17 protein-coding genes are annotated in these 14,837 nt (G+C 37.1%); 1 reads left to right on the top strand and 16 read right to left on the bottom strand.

Features of this window, described 5'->3' with window-relative positions; translation table 11 throughout:
* The first annotated feature begins 55 nt into the window (after positions 1–55).
* Complete coding sequence (locus tag BM305_RS02695; RefSeq protein WP_092559157.1) at positions 56–664, top strand: hypothetical protein; 609 nt, start codon at positions 56–58, stop codon at positions 662–664.
* Positions 665–775: 111 nt separating this feature from the next.
* On the opposite strand, the gene BM305_RS02690 is transcribed toward BM305_RS02695, so the two are convergent.
* The 16 genes from BM305_RS02690 to BM305_RS02615 form a co-directional block, all read right to left on the bottom strand.
* Positions 776–3,832: an extracellular solute-binding protein gene (locus BM305_RS02690; protein ID WP_092559156.1), complete on the bottom strand. Its 3,057-nt coding sequence runs from the start codon at positions 3,830–3,832 to the stop codon at positions 776–778.
* Between the two features lie 46 nt (positions 3,833–3,878).
* Positions 3,879–4,640: a YwmB family TATA-box binding protein gene (locus BM305_RS02685; RefSeq protein WP_177214511.1), complete on the bottom strand. Its 762-nt coding sequence runs from the start codon at positions 4,638–4,640 to the stop codon at positions 3,879–3,881.
* Positions 4,641–4,780: 140 nt separating this feature from the next.
* Positions 4,781–5,197 carry an ATP synthase F1 subunit epsilon gene (atpC, locus tag BM305_RS02680; RefSeq protein WP_092559154.1) on the bottom strand — a complete coding sequence of 139 codons (417 nt, stop codon included), beginning with the start codon at positions 5,195–5,197 and terminating at the stop codon, positions 4,781–4,783.
* Positions 5,198–5,212: 15 nt separating this feature from the next.
* The gene (gene atpD, locus BM305_RS02675) at positions 5,213–6,604 is read right to left on the bottom strand and encodes a F0F1 ATP synthase subunit beta (protein ID WP_092559153.1); all 1,392 of its coding nucleotides are present in this window, start codon (positions 6,602–6,604) and stop codon (positions 5,213–5,215) included.
* Positions 6,605–6,630: 26 nt separating this feature from the next.
* Positions 6,631–7,500: an ATP synthase F1 subunit gamma gene (gene atpG / locus BM305_RS02670; RefSeq protein WP_092559152.1), complete on the bottom strand. Its 870-nt coding sequence runs from the start codon at positions 7,498–7,500 to the stop codon at positions 6,631–6,633.
* A gap of 13 nt (positions 7,501–7,513) precedes the next feature.
* A complete protein-coding gene (atpA, locus tag BM305_RS02665) occupies positions 7,514–9,025 on the bottom strand; it encodes a F0F1 ATP synthase subunit alpha (RefSeq protein WP_092559151.1) in 1,512 nt (503 codons plus the stop codon).
* Positions 9,026–9,055: 30 nt separating this feature from the next.
* On the bottom strand, positions 9,056–9,604 hold the full coding sequence (gene atpH, locus BM305_RS02660; RefSeq protein WP_092559150.1) for an ATP synthase F1 subunit delta: 549 nt from the start codon (positions 9,602–9,604) through the stop codon (positions 9,056–9,058).
* Positions 9,592–10,137 carry a F0F1 ATP synthase subunit B gene (atpF, locus tag BM305_RS02655; protein ID WP_330393408.1) on the bottom strand — a complete coding sequence of 182 codons (546 nt, stop codon included), beginning with the start codon at positions 10,135–10,137 and terminating at the stop codon, positions 9,592–9,594. The genes atpH and atpF overlap by 13 nt, the downstream gene beginning before the upstream one ends.
* 35 nt (positions 10,138–10,172) lie before the next feature.
* Positions 10,173–10,445 carry an ATP synthase F0 subunit C gene (atpE, locus tag BM305_RS02650; RefSeq protein WP_092559149.1) on the bottom strand — a complete coding sequence of 91 codons (273 nt, stop codon included), beginning with the start codon at positions 10,443–10,445 and terminating at the stop codon, positions 10,173–10,175.
* A 52-nt stretch (positions 10,446–10,497) separates the two neighbouring features.
* Positions 10,498–11,247, bottom strand: a complete 750-nt coding sequence (atpB, locus tag BM305_RS02645; protein WP_092559434.1) for a F0F1 ATP synthase subunit A — start codon at positions 11,245–11,247, stop codon at positions 10,498–10,500.
* A 50-nt stretch (positions 11,248–11,297) separates the two neighbouring features.
* Positions 11,298–11,666 carry an ATP synthase subunit I gene (locus BM305_RS02640; RefSeq protein WP_092559148.1) on the bottom strand — a complete coding sequence of 123 codons (369 nt, stop codon included), beginning with the start codon at positions 11,664–11,666 and terminating at the stop codon, positions 11,298–11,300.
* A gap of 1 nt (position 11,667) precedes the next feature.
* A complete protein-coding gene (locus BM305_RS02635; protein WP_092559147.1) occupies positions 11,668–11,985 on the bottom strand; it encodes an AtpZ/AtpI family protein in 318 nt (105 codons plus the stop codon).
* Positions 11,986–12,104: 119 nt separating this feature from the next.
* Positions 12,105–12,533 carry a ribose 5-phosphate isomerase B gene (gene rpiB / locus BM305_RS02630; RefSeq protein ID WP_092559146.1) on the bottom strand — a complete coding sequence of 143 codons (429 nt, stop codon included), beginning with the start codon at positions 12,531–12,533 and terminating at the stop codon, positions 12,105–12,107.
* Complete coding sequence (locus tag BM305_RS02625) at positions 12,530–12,988, bottom strand: arsenate reductase/protein-tyrosine-phosphatase family protein (protein ID WP_207649454.1); 459 nt, start codon at positions 12,986–12,988, stop codon at positions 12,530–12,532. The genes rpiB and BM305_RS02625 overlap by 4 nt, the downstream gene beginning before the upstream one ends.
* 1 nt (position 12,989) lies before the next feature.
* Positions 12,990–14,063: an L-threonylcarbamoyladenylate synthase gene (locus BM305_RS02620; RefSeq protein ID WP_092559144.1), complete on the bottom strand. Its 1,074-nt coding sequence runs from the start codon at positions 14,061–14,063 to the stop codon at positions 12,990–12,992.
* Positions 14,064–14,076: 13 nt separating this feature from the next.
* Positions 14,077–14,805, bottom strand: coding sequence for an N-acetylmuramoyl-L-alanine amidase family protein (locus BM305_RS02615; RefSeq protein ID WP_092559143.1), 729 nt, complete (start codon positions 14,803–14,805; stop codon positions 14,077–14,079).
* Between the last annotated feature and the right edge of the window lie 32 nt (positions 14,806–14,837).

Below are 14,837 nucleotides of genomic sequence, written 5' to 3'. Positions count from 1 at the left end.
CACCGTTTTCTAAATTACTCATATATTAATAGAGAAAGAATCTATAGGAGTTATTATGAAAATTTTTGATTATACTGACTCACCCTTTGAAAAACATATTCATGAATCATCTCCTTTATTACAGCAAACATCTCTTAGCGTATCTTATGAACAAGATGTTGAATATATGCGAAAGCTGCTTCCTTCCTTTGTGTCTGATATTCAAAAGGAGATAGATGAAGAATGTGATAAACTGGAATATGAAGGCAGTGTTATGTTTGATGAATATCCTGACTCTTCTCACCTTAACATGATTATTGACTCCGTTGTAAGCCGTATAGATGCTGAAAATACTGACATTGCTGCATCTGAACTTAATTCTTACCCAACACAGCCGTATCATCATGGTGGTCCTCCTCCATGGCCTCCTTACGGTCCTGGTGGTCCTCCTCCATGGCCTCCTTATGGCCCTGGCGGTCCTCCTCCTCCGCCGCCAAGACCTTGCTTCGGTCCATACTGTCCAATCATTAACAGACCTTGCGGTCCTGGACGATATTGTCCTCCTCCTCCATGTCCTACTTGTCATCCTGGCGGAAGACCAAACTGGCTGCGAACTCTAGTGGGTTCTATGCTTTTAAATGAAATGACTTTCCGGAGAAATCGTTATCGCAGCAGACGTTTCTAAAAGGGAAAGCAGTCTCCCATCACATAAAAAGGAGATATTCCTCAGTTTTTACTGCGTAATATCTCCTTTTTTCCTTTATTCTTTCTTAATCAAATGCTTCTTTCTACTCTGTCATGAATTAATTCTATACCCATTTCTTCCTTCCTTTTTCATTAAATAAAGCTGCTCATCGGCCTGAAACATTAACTGCTTAAATGTTATTTCTACACTAGAAATCTTAACACCCATACTAACCGACAATTTTGCTTTTTTTGTTTCATATTCCAGTTCAAAATGGATTGTCTCACAAAACGTTTTACATAACTCCTCAATTTTTTCCTTGTCACTGCAATGATCTATGAAAACTATAAACTCATCTCCGCCATAACGGCATTTTATAGCTTCCTCTGGAAATAATTCTGCCATTTTATCTGCCATCAATGTTAATGCAAAGTCACCACCCGCATGCCCTAGCGTATCATTAACTAATTTGAAATAGTCCAAATCTAACATAATCAGGGTGCAGTCTTCCAACATACCTGCTGCATTTTGAAGAACATCAATTTTACTTTGAAATCCTTCTCTGTTAAATAAACCTGTCAAAGGATCCGTCTGAGCCTTTTTAGTCAGAATTTTCTTTTCCTGAACCGATTTTGTGACATTGGTTATTTTACCAATTAGGTGGGTTGGCGCATTTTTTTCATCTAAAATATATGAATAAACCATGCAAAACCATTCCTGGTCTCCATCAGGCATCGAGCAGCAAAATGAATTTTCCTCTTTCAGTTCTCTATCTTTTGCCATCTTTAATATTTCCAAAAAACTGTTTAATGTTTGGTTATCATTCTCATAATAATCTAGCTCTATAACGGCATCTGTGCCAAACTTACTTTGTAGCTTTTCTGTCAATGTCAGTATGTTCTTTTGCACCTGGTATTCAAAGAAATATTCGTCTGCCAGTTCTGCAAGGATTTCATATCGCTTTGCAGTAATCGCATTCTTTTTGTGAAGCCTTAATCTTTGATATAATAAAAATATAACAAGCAATGCCACAATACTTAAGACAGCTAATGAACCAAAAATACTTGCTATTGGATTGGCCTCTACAAAATGCCTAACTGTAATAATATCTTTTATAGAACTTAAATTACTCTGAACAATCCTCTGATAGGTTCCATCTGAAATACCATAAAGCACTTTATTTGTTATGGAAATCATTCTGGAATCTGCGCCTGGAACAAATCCAATGCTCACTTCACATTTATAATTTAGCGGTATGACTGATATGTTTTTGTATCTTCTCTCAATGGAATAATAATTGGCTGTGTAGTAATTAATAAAGGTGTATGATGCTTTATTTTGGTTTACTGCTTCAAAACACTGGGTTACTGTATCGTAATATTTTATATTCTTCTCATCCACTGTTAGCTCTGCTGGTAGTATTTCACCTTTTAATACCGCTAACGGCTTGTTCTGAATTTCTTCCAAATTAGCTTCTTTATTTTTTACTAGTACCATAGTATCACTTAAAAAGGTTTTAGAAAAAGTAATTTTCTCCTTTGGCTTCTGCTCCCACTTCCCTACATTGACCAGCAACTGAATTTCTCCATTTTTAGCCGCCTGAAGCATTTCCTCATCAGAAGCGTATGCCTTATATTCTAACTGTAACCCTGTTTTTTGCTCCAGTATTTTCAATACGTCCGCAGAAATGCCGCAAAATTCTCGTTTTGTTTCACAAAAATACGCTAATGGTGGCATATCATCCACATATCCCACTGTAATAGTATCTGCTTCTTGAAATAATTCTTGCTCTTTTAAGGAAAATCTTATTTCATAATCTCCTGTAATATCAAAAATTGTTCCTTGATTAGAAATAACAGGCGTTTCTTTTTCTGCTGGAATGGTTCTGCCGCTTTCCCATATCTCATTCCATTCATCCATTATTTCTTCAAATGTTTCATTTCTTTTATAAAGTGCTGCCTCTACAATCCGCTGTTGATTTGCTGTATCACTTAAATCCAGTTTTGCCGACAATTCCAACAGGCGGCTATAATTTTTACTTGTAAACTGTGAATTAACTAAAAAGTTAACATTATTCATTTCGGAAAAGCTTTCTGGATATGGATCTGATTTTACAATAGAAATACACTGATTATTAATGGCATATCCAGATTCTTCAATCATAAAATCAATATATTTTCTTGCCATTTCTTGATTGCTGCTTGTCCTGCTAATAGCATAGCTATAATCTGCTGATACCGTCATGTACTGTTTTCCATTAATAGTATGTGGAAACGGCATATAGCACACATTTTCTGGAAATGGCCCTGCCGCCTTTATTTGCGATACAGCCCATGTTCCCAGTGCCATACATCCAATTTTTCCTTCGTTTAATAACTTTTTTGACTGATCCCAGTTGCTTGCCTCTGGATTATCTTCGCACAACCCATTGGCAACTAAATCATATAGTAACTTATACACCTTAAAATGTGCCGTATTTTTTGAAAAGGGTTTTTCCTCATTCAGAAATCCATTATTTCTATAGGTAGAATCCCCTGTCATAGAACCAAATGTGTACTCTTCCCATATTCCTAATGCCCATCCCGATGCATAGTTTGTATATAACGGAGTTGCTTCTGTCCGTTCCTTGATTTTTTCCATATCATTATAAAAATCTTCTATTGTGGCAGGCAGTTCGGTAATACCTGCCTGTTCAAAAACTGCCTTATTATACACTAGTCCTAACGCATTGGCAAATGTGGGAAGGCCATAAACCTGAGTTCCATTTGTGGAATTAATATAGTTATATTTTAATTCCATCTGCTGCCTGCTTCCTAGGGATTTAAAATATTTACCATACTCACTTGAACTTATGGAACCAGGTATCAGCAGCACATCTCCGCAGTTACCTTCCTGTAGCAATTGAGTAACTTCTGTTTCATAATCCTTAGGACACTTATAAACCACACTTACATTATTATATTTTTTTTCAAAAGCTTCTTTATAAGGCTGCAATATCTCCTTTGATTGATTTGTATATACAACAATTGTCTGCTTGTCACCTGTGCTTTCTGATGCAACTATAGTTTGTGATACACTAACCACAACGTATAGTATACTGATTAAACAAATTAGCCACTTTACCCATGGGGGCTTATCCTTTGTCCATTTCAAAACTTTATCCTTCATAAATACCACCTACTTACATTAACCCTTTTGATTTAATGCTTAACCATTAGTAGTCCTCATTTAAAACTGGTGACGCCAAATATAACATAGTTTTGTCTGCTTCTTCGTCATACGTTAAAGCTATATTTATATTAATCCGGCAATCAGATACTTTAATATAATCTTTAACCAAACCTGTATATGCATATACTGTGTACAAATTTCCATCATCTACTGTATTTACTTTCTTTGCCTGAAGCCGCTCTAAAATGTCATTTACCCTCTGTTTCTTTTCAACCTCAGACAACTTACCATCATAAGCGCCAGTAAATTTTAGCAGTGTTTGATATTCCTTTACATCCATTTGCTTTGCAGCATTCTCCAAGCTGTTTTTATACTCTAAAATACTGTTAATTTTTTCATAAATACTAAGCTCTACTATAATGAAATGGTTTGTCTTGCTTAACTCCCCATCTATCTTCTGTTCTACTGAAATAAGTTCTATTGTTGTTGTTGCATTTTTACCTGACTTCTTTGCTGTCATTGTAACAGTATTATTACCTTTTTCTGTTTTGATTTCGTAATCTTTTTTCAACTGTATGGTGTCAGCAAAATAGGCAATCAAATCCTCTTTGTCTGACTGGCTTAAAAATTTATCTCCATAATCAATGGAAATGCTTAATTTACTTTCTGATACCCTGGTATTGGAATCCATAAAGGCATCAATAATCCGCTTGTCATTAATAAACATCCTGTTTACAATTATCTGTGCAATTACTGCTACCCAGAGAACCCCAACAACATAAAGAACAACCCTTGTCTTTTTCATATTCAAACCTCCTACAAATGGTTCTGTTATCAAAATCATTACCATTTATTAGAAGTTTTATACTTCTTTAGAAAAAAGAACTCTAAGAACAGGTTTTTCCTTTCCTAGAGTATTCTTTTTCATAAAGTGCTTCTTTGCAGTTACCTTGGATATTTATCTGCCAGCTCAATACGAATTAAAGACTTCTTAAGAGCCATCTCTGCTCTGGAATAATTAACTTCACCATTGCCTCCGGACAACCGCCTCTCTGCTCTTATTCTCGCTTCGTTAGCGCGATTTTTATCTATTTCATCTGGCCATTCACAACTTTCTGCCAAAACAATAACTTTGTCGCCTAAAATTTCAATAAATCCTTCGTGCAATGCTGCTTCCTTTGCTTCACCATCTTTGGTAATTTTCATAACACCAGGAGCAACAATGGTTGTCAGCGGAATATGACCTGCTAAAATACCAATGTCTCCTTCCGTTGTTTTCAACTCCAATAGATCGGCTTCACCTTCATAAAAAATCCTGTCTGGCGAAATCACCTTTACCATAAAATATTTATTATCTGCCATAGGCTCCCTCCGTTCCTACTTTACTCTTGCAAGAACGTCGTCAATATTACCTGCATTCAGAAAATAACTTTCTGGAATCTCGTCATGTTTACCTTCCAGAATTTCCTTAAATCCCTGAATTGTTTCAGCTAAAGGCACATACTTACCTTCCAATCCTGTAAACTGCTCTGCAACATTAAATGGCTGTGACAAAAATCTTTGCACTTTTCTTGCTCTTGCAACTAAAAGCTTATCATTTTCAGACAATTCATCCATACCGAGAATTGCTATAATATCCTGCAACTCTTTATAACGTTGTAAGATTTCCTGCACTCCACGAGCCACTTCATAGTGTTCCTCACCCACAATAAGGGGATCCAGTATACGTGATGTGGATTCCAGCGGATCTACTGCGGGATAAATACCCAATTCTACAATTGCACGAGACAATACTGTGGTAGCATCCAAATGCGCAAACGTTGTAGCTGGTGCTGGATCAGTTAAGTCATCGGCTGGTACATATACTGCCTGCACAGAAGTAATGGAACCATTTTTAGTAGATGTAATACGTTCCTGCAATGCACCCATTTCTGTCTGTAATGTTGGCTGATAACCTACAGCACTTGGCATACGTCCCAGTAATGCGGAAACTTCAGAACCAGCCTGCGTAAAACGGAAGATATTATCAATAAATAAGAGTACATCTTTACCACCCTTATCACGAAAATACTCTGCCATTGTCAGACCAGTTAACCCTACTCTCATTCTCGCTCCTGGCGGCTCATTCATCTGTCCAAACACCATTGTTGTTTTATTAATAACGCCAGATTCAATCATTTCATAATAAAGGTCATTTCCCTCTCTTGTTCGTTCCCCTACACCAGTAAATACAGAATATCCACCATGTTCGGTTGCAATGTTGGTAATAAGCTCTTGGATTAATACTGTTTTACCTACGCCAGCTCCTCCAAACAAGCCTATTTTACCACCCTTTTGGTAAGGACAAAGTAAGTCAACCACTTTAATTCCTGTTTCAAGAATTTCTGTTTCTGTAGACTGTTGGTCAAAGTTAGGTGCTTTTCTATGAATTGGATCATGGAATTTAACTTTTGGTGTTGGCTTATTGTCAATCGGTTCTCCTAACACATTAAACATACGTCCTAGTGTCTCCTCACCAACTGGCACACAAATTGGAGCGCCTGTTGAAACCGCCTCCATACCTCGTACCAATCCATCGGTTGGTCCCATGGCAATACAACGCACCGTATCATCACCCAAATGCTGCGCGACTTCTACAACTAATTTCTTCCCTTCATTTGTCTGAATGTCAATAGCATCGTATATTTCAGGAAGATTCCCTTCGGAAAATTTAATATCCAAAACCGCGCCGATAATCTGAGTGATTTTACCTACATTAGATTTAGCCATATTTGCTTTTTCACTCCTTTTCTTTGTTAATCTATTGCAGATGCACCTGCAACAATTTCTGTAAGCTCTTGTGTTATAGAACTCTGTCTTGCACGATTGTATTTTAAAGATAAATCTGAAATCATTTCTTCTGCATTATTTGTAGCAGAATCCATTGCTTGCATTCTCGCACCATTTTCACTGGCAAGTGCCTCCATCAATGCGCCATAAATCAGACTGTTTATATATTTAGGAATAATAATTCCCAGTGCCTCGTCAGCCTCTGGTTCATAATTCATTAATGTAAGCCTGTCCGAATTCTCCTTCTGCTCCTCTTTCTCAAACGAATCGCTGGAAACTGGCAAAAGTTTCATAATAGTTGGAATGTGGGTCACTGTATTTTTAAATACTGTATACACAAGATAAATTTCACCCACTTCATTTTCTGAGAATGCCCTTAATACCTCCGCACCAATTTCCTGTGCATCCTTATAAATCGGGCTATTGATTGCCTCCGAATAATCCTTGGCAATTTTATATCCCATTCTGTCTAATGTTTCTTTTCCTTTTCTACCAACCGCATAGATAACAGCATCTTCTTTCTTATAGCCGCCCTTTGTAATCAGCTTAGTGATATTAGAATTATATCCTCCCGCCAAACCTCTGTTAGAAGTAATTACAATAAACGCCTTTTTCTCTGAAGTCCCTGCCTGTAGATAAGGATGTGTTAATTTTTCTGACTTTGCCAGCATAGAGGTGACTGCCTCATACATGTGATCAAAATATGGCTTTGCCTCTTCCGCCTTAGTTTTTGCTTTTTGAAACCGGACTGTTGACACAAGCTTCATAGCCTTCGTAATCTGGCTGGTACTTTGAATACTTTCCTTGCGCCGTTTAATATCTCTCATGGAGGCCATATTTTACTACCTCCTATCCTTGTTTAAATTCTTTTTTAAACTCAGTAATTGCCTTAATCAGTGCCTGTTCTGTTTCCTCTGAAATTTCTCTTGCCTCACTGATACTTGCTGGTATCTCACTGTACTTTGTATCGATAAATTCAAATAACTCTTTCTCAAATCTTTGAATATCATCTACCTCGACATCTAACAAGTATTTCTTAGTAGCCGCATAGATGATAATAACCTGATACTGTACAGGCATTGGCTTATATTGAGGCTGCTTCAAAATTTCTCTAATGCGTTCACCTTGGGCAAGTTTTTCTTTTGTATCTGCATCCAAATCAGATCCAAACTGAGCAAATGCCGCAAGTTCTCTATACTGTGCCAACTCAATACGTATTGGTCCAGCAATCTTCTTCATCGCTTTAATTTGAGCAGAACCCCCTACACGGGATACAGACAGCCCGGCATTAACAGCAGGACGAAAACCCGAGTTAAACATTTCTGTTTCCAGATAAATCTGTCCATCTGTAATAGAAATTACATTGGTTGGAATATAGGCGGATACGTCCCCTGCCTGTGTTTCAATAATTGGCAATGCTGTTAAAGAACCACCACCCAATTCATCGGAAAGTCTTGCTGCTCTTTCTAACAATCGGGAGTGCAGATAAAACACATCACCAGGATAAGCTTCACGTCCTGGTGGACGGCGAAGTAATAAGGAAAGTGTACGATATGCAGTTGCATGCTTGCTTAAGTCATCATAAATAACTAAAACATCTTTGCCATCTTCCATCCATTCCTCACCAATAGCACACCCTGAATATGGTGCAATATATTGTAATGGTGCTAACTCACTAGCTGTTGCAGCTACTACTGTTGTATAATCCATTGCACCGTAATTTTCCAGTGTTTTAACAATTGTTGCAACGGTTGATGACTTTTGTCCAATTGCAACATATATACAGTATACGCCTTGTCCTTTTTGATTAATAATTGTGTCCAAAGCAATCGCAGTCTTACCTGTCTGCCTGTCCCCAATAATTAGCTCTCGTTGTCCTCTTCCAATTGGAACCATCGAGTCAATTGCCTTAATACCTGTCTGCAACGGTGTATTCACGGATTTTCTTGAAATAACACCAGAAGCCACTCTTTCTATCTGGCGGTACTTTTTTGAAGCAATAGGGCCCTTTCCATCAATTGGTTGTCCTAATGCATTTACAACCCGGCCCAGCATGGCATCGCCAACAGGAACTTCCACTACCTTACCTGTTGTTTTTACTGTATCACCTTCATTTATATTGCTGGTATCGCCAAGTAAAACGGCACCAACATTATCTTCCTCTAAGTTCAGAACCATTCCGTAAATGTCGTTTGGGAACTCTAAAAGTTCGCCTGACATAGCATTCTCCAAACCATGAATACGAGCGATTCCATCTGCAACCTGTATAACTGTACCAACATCCGATACTTGAAGCTGTGTGCTATAATTTTTAATCTGTTCCTTAATGACAGAACTGATTTCTTCAGGCCTCAAATTCATGATACCTTTGCACCTTCTTTCTATTAATTATTAAGAGAGTTGAACCTTAGACATATCCTTTGCCATAACATCTATTTTAGTACGGATACTGCTATCCACAATTCTGTCACCAATACGGATAATCATTCCACCAATAATTTCAGGTTCCACAAAATAAACAAATTCTAATTCCGCAAACCCTGTAATCTTAAGCAGCCTGTCCGTAAGCTTGCTTTTTTGTTCCTCCGTAAGCTCAATGGCAGAAGTTACAGAAACAACTCCTATATTTTTGAATTGTCTTACTTTATCCTCAAAGTACTCAAATATTTCAATTAACTGGCCATACCGCTCTTTATTTACTACTGTAACTAAAAAACCAACTGTAATATCTCCTAATTTTCCTTTAAAAATATTTTCAACAACCCTGACCTTCTCTTCCTTTGTTATCTTAGGGTGATTTAAAAAACTGACCAACTCTGCATTTTCATTCAATACATCTTTTACAAATTGAATCTCTTCCTGAACCTGCCCTAATACATTTTCTTCCACAGCCAAGTCAAAAATTGCTTCACCATATGTTTTTGAAACTAACTTTGCCATGTGCCATCACCCATCTCTCTTAACGTTTCATCAATTAATTGATTTTGAGTTTTTTCATCCAGCGATGATTTTACAATTTTTCCAGCCATAGCAGACGCCACTGTAATCATCTCTTTCTTCATTTCATCTCTAACTTTAGCTTTTTCAAGGTCGATTTCCTTGCTTGCCCTGTCTAATATCTTGACAGCTTCATCCTTTGCCTCATTTACAATCTCAGTTTCACGTTTTAATGCTTTCTTACGTGAGCTGCTTAAAATTTCCTCAGCCTCTTTATTTACTTCTTTCAGCTTTGTATCATACTCAGCCTTAAATTGTAATGCACTCTGTTGTTCAGATGCTGCATTGTCCAGCTGTTCCTGTATTCTCTGCTGACGCTTTTTCAATAATTCTCTTGCAGGATTAAACAACATATTTGACAAAAAGAAAAATAAAGTAAATACCGCAGCAGCCATAATACATGCATCTACAAGCAATTGCAGATCCAAATCAAAAATTCGGTTGTTCATTCCCGCTTCCAATAAAATGCTATACACTTTCCAGCCTCCTTTCGTTTGGCTTATTATTCCTATTATTGTGGAAGTTTACCAATAAGTGGATTAGCATATAATAACAAGAAAGCAATTAGCAAACCATACAGACCTGTTGTCTCGGCAACAGCCTGGCCAAGAAGCATTGTTGACATAATAGTTCCTCTTGCACCTGGATTACGACCAACTGCCGCTGCACCCTGACCTGCTGCAATTCCCTGTCCAATACCAGGTCCTACACCTGCGATCATAGCTACGCCTGCTCCTAATGCAGAAAATGCCAAAACCAAACCTTCATTTGTTATATTACCCATAAAATATTCCTCCTTAAATTTTAAATTTATTTCTTTTCTTTACTAATCTCTTTTACTCTTCTTCAAAGTTGCCTGAAACAAAAACCATTGTTAGCATACAAAATACATAACTTTGAATTGCACCTGAAAATACATCAAAATATACATGCAGAAATCCTGGCCAGAATAGCGTAATTGGTTTATACAATAAACCATATAACAACGTCATCATCAGAGTTCCTGACATAACATTACCAAATAGACGTAATGACAATGATATTGGAGTTGCTAATTCTCCAATAATATTAATTGGTGATAAGACAAGTGGCTTAAATAAGCCTGTGATGTGTCCAATCTTCTGATATTTAAATCCATTGTAATGAATCATTACAAATGTTATCAGCGCCAGACTCAAAGTAACACCGTAATCGGCAGTTGGCGGCCTTAACCCAAGTAAACCGGATGTATTTGCCAGAAAAATAAAGGCAAATAACGTACCAATGTAGTTACAGAACTTAGGTCCATGTTTTTCTCCCATGGTAGAAATTGTCAGCTTATCTACAGACTCTACAAGCAGCTCAACAAAGTTTAAAAATGCCCCTGGTGCTTTATTGGGATCGGCTCTTTTAATTACTTGATTTGCAACCACAGCAAAAATAACTAATATTAGCATTACGATTAAAATTGATATATGAGTATTAGTAAAATACAATTTTTGACCAAACAACTCATATTGAAAATAACCATCAATACCAATGCTTAATTCTTTACTAGCTGCTTTGGTACCTGAATTAGCAGCTAACACTATTGGTGCAAAAGCCATACCACTATTCACGAACTCACCTTCCTTTACTATATTTTATTTTTACATAATTATCTATGAATGAAAGGCTGAAAATACGCTGATATCTTCAGACCCATCAATCCAAAAAACAATCCTACTGGATGAAAGATTGTAGGAAAACAAAACGCAGCTCCCACAGCAAGTCCCATTACAACAAATCGAATAACTGCCTTCTTCTTCATTTGTTTCTCAGCTGATTCTGGATCTAAATCCAGGCAAAAATCCAGACTTTTGAACATATGAACTGCTATGCTTACTGCTATTATAATTCCAACTGCAAGCCCCAATAAAAAGGATAGTTTATTTTCTGCAAAAAAAGAACCCACCAAAGCAATTGGCGTTGCGTATGTGAGAATTCCCACTATTAAAAATTTTAATGTTCTTTTTGCATCATCCATCTTATCCCTTTTTTCCTTTCTCCTGCACTTTTCCCTGTTGCTGTACCTCTTGACTTTTACCAAATTCATCCCAATACTTTTGCTCTTCTTTTTCTCTTTGAAGATCTTTTGTATAAAACCCCTTTGTCAAGTGATACGCATTTCGAAAACCTGCCAAAACGCCTACAAAAAACATAACAATAAACCAAAAACCAGTCTTCATCCATTGATCTAGATAATAACCCAAAATGCTGCATAGTCCAATGGGGGTAATGAACGTCAGCCCTAGCTGTGTTATCATCAAAAAAGCATGTATGACTTCTCTATCCTTCTTTTTCAACACATCACCTCTGCATTGCGCTAAATACTACTTTTATAAGATATCATTATATACATTTTATCTAAACTTGTCCATAAATAATATTACGAAATCTATATAAATAAAAAGGAGTAGCCGGACTACCCCTCAATTAAATGAATACGCCTTTTATGCCTTTCATCATTTGAAAATTCAGTATTTAGAAATGTATCCACAATTTTTAATGCTAAGCCTGCACCAACTACGCGGGCTCCCATAGCCAGAACATTAGCGTCATTATGTTCTCTAGTTGCCTCTGCACTGAAGCAATCGTGGCATAAAGCCGCACGAATCCCCTGTACTTTATTGGCTGCAATAGAAATTCCAATTCCTGTCCCGCAAATTAATATTCCCTTATCACACTGTTTTGATACAACAGCATCTGCAACTTTTCTTGCATACAGCGGATAATCTACCGACTGCTCATCATAACACCCAAAATCCTGATAGGAAATACCCTTCTCCTCAAAATATTTTATAATTTCCTGCTTTAATAAATAACCACCATGGTCACATCCTATCGCAATCATTCTAAAACCTCCTCATGTAATTTAATAATGGTTTTTTTCATCAATCTTGAAAGTTCTTTAAAACAATCCTCATATTCTAGTACACTTCCTCCATATGGGTCTAACACATCTCCCTCTTCACCTACAAATTCTTTAATAGAATACACATTTTCTAAAAATCCATACTCCTCCATAATTTTCAGTTTTTGAACCATTGTCATACAAAGTACCAATGTTTTATCTGTTAACTCTTCTTTCTTCAATTGCATCGATACGTGGTTTTCTAATACTAAGTTATGATTTTTCATAACAACATCCGCTTTTTGATTAGTAGGTTCCGGAAACAAAACCACTAGTCCTCTTGAACATACTTCTACTAATTCTTCACTAACCATACCATGATAAATCGCTTCTGCCATAGGGCTTCTACATGTATTCCCTGTACAAACAAAGATTAGCCTTTCATATTTTGACATACTATTCACACCTTTCTCGACTTGAAACTTGAATAACATGATATCCGGCCGCCTTCAAAAGTCGATTCATTATCGCCTGTCCAAAGTGCTCAGATGAAAAACATTCACCAAAAATGTACTCCACCTTTTCCTGGTCAAAATCCCGCAGTACAGCATATAAATGCCTTGCTACTGAGTCTTCATCCAATCTGGAACCTATGCACTTTATGTTTTTACCAATATACCTGTTCATACTTTCTTCTGTTGCAATAACGCCTACTCTTTTCCCCTTTGTCTCTAATTCCTTTGTTCGTTGGTTAATCTCAAAAATAACATCCTCTTCTTCCCCTTCAAACAGTGTTAATTCTCCTTCTGGTGCATAATGTTTATATTTCATACCAGGAGCTTTTGGCCTTATTCCTTCTAGAACTCCTTGCTGGAGAATCCCTTTATCCACTTCGATTTCACCAATTACTCCTTTTATCATTTCTACTGTAACATATCCTGGACGCAGAATAACTGGTACTTCTGCCGTTAAATCTACAATTGTAGACTCAATTCCAATCCCTACAGCACCACCATCTATAATCATCTCAATTTTCCCGTCTAAATCTTCCCTGACATGTTCAGCTGTAGTAGGGCTTGGTCTTCCAGATGTATTGGCACTTGGAGCGGCAATAAAAATACCTGACTCTCGAATTAACTCCAATGCAATTGGATTAGAGGGCATTCTGACAGCAACTGTTTCCAATCCACCAGTTGTGCTATACGGCACTTTATCACTTTTTTCAAAAATCATGGTCAACGGACCCGGCCAAAATGCCTCAGCTAACTTTTCGGCTTTTGGAGGAACTATTTTAACTAGTTCCCGCAGACTTTCCATATCTGCAATATGAATAATTAGTGGATTATCTGATGGCCTGCCTTTTGTAGCATAAATCTTCTGCGCCGACCTGGCATCCAGTGCATTCCCACCTAATCCATATACTGTTTCCGTAGGGAATGCTACCAAGCCTCCAGTTTGCAGAATTCTGGCAGCCTCCGGAAATTCCAAAGTTTTAAATTCTTCTTTTATCACTTGATATTTCGTAATCATTATTATGTCCTCTTTACGTTGTTTCACTTAAATATTTTTGAATCCCTTCAAATATTGCTTCTGCAATTTTTTGTTGGTACTCCTCTTCCTTTATAAACTCTGCTTCCTGTCTATTCGATAAAAAACAGCATTCCACAATGACTAATGGACACTGGGTTTTCTTTAACATATAATACGTATCATTGGATTTGGCCATTCTATGATTGCCATCTGCCATCTTCGCTTTTAATGTTTCTTGTATAAATTGTGCCAGCTTTTTCCCTTCTTCCGAAGCAGTATGATAAAATACCTGCGCTCCTTTAGAACTCTCCTGCTGAAAACTGTTCTGATGAATACTAACTGCCAATCTTGCTCCACTATTATTTACTATTTGGACTCTCCGGCTTAAATCAACACGCTTTTTATTCGTATCTGTTTCATCATATAAGCCATTATCCTGAGTTCGTATCATCTTTACGTCAAAATTATTTTCATCCAACAGCTTATTTAGCTTTAAGGCAATGTCCAAATTGACGTCTTTCTCTAAAACGCCATTTACCCCAACTTTACCTGGATCAAATCCACCATGCCCTGCATCCACTACAATTCTAATTTTTTCTCCTTCAGGTTCTATCGTAGCAGCCACTGGGCTTTCCGTAACCACCGTATTATCTTCTTCTAAAATCTTATTCCCCTTTTTCATAGTTACGTATACAATCAGCAAAATTACAATGATTATGGTAATATAACAATATTTTTTCACAACTCACAACCCTAATAGTACTTATATATAGT

It is taken from the genome of Anaeromicropila populeti, assembly GCF_900112775.1.
GTDB classification, from domain to species: domain Bacteria; phylum Bacillota; class Clostridia; order Lachnospirales; family Lachnospiraceae; genus Anaeromicropila_A; species Anaeromicropila_A populeti.
Note: the sequence above shows the minus strand (reverse complement) of the source record. Positions and strands in the feature narration are given on the sequence as shown.